Annotated in this window: 1 rRNA gene; it reads left to right on the top strand. The window is 52.2% G+C overall.

Going from position 1 to position 255, the window contains the following annotated elements:
• A 23S ribosomal RNA gene (locus PSH54_RS20745) occupies positions 1-255 on the top strand; the annotation flags it as partial.

Raw genomic sequence — 255 nt, 5'->3', positions numbered from 1 at the left:
GACAGCCAGGAGGTTGGCTTAGAAGCAGCCATCCTTTAAAGAAAGCGTAATAGCTCACTGGTCGAGTCGGTCTGCGCGGAAGATGTAACGGGGCTAAACTATGCACCGAAGCTGCGGATTCATCTTAAGATGAGTGGTAGGGGAGCGTTCTGTAAGCGGTTGAAGGTGTACCGGGAGGTATGCTGGACGTATCAGAAGTGCGAATGCTGACATGAGTAACGATAATGCGGGTGAAAAACCCGCACGCCGGAAGAC

This window comes from Pseudoalteromonas sp. Angola-30 (genome assembly GCF_028599215.1).
GTDB lineage: Bacteria > Pseudomonadota > Gammaproteobacteria > Enterobacterales > Alteromonadaceae > Pseudoalteromonas > Pseudoalteromonas atlantica.
This window is presented reverse-complemented; position numbering and strand designations above follow the sequence as displayed.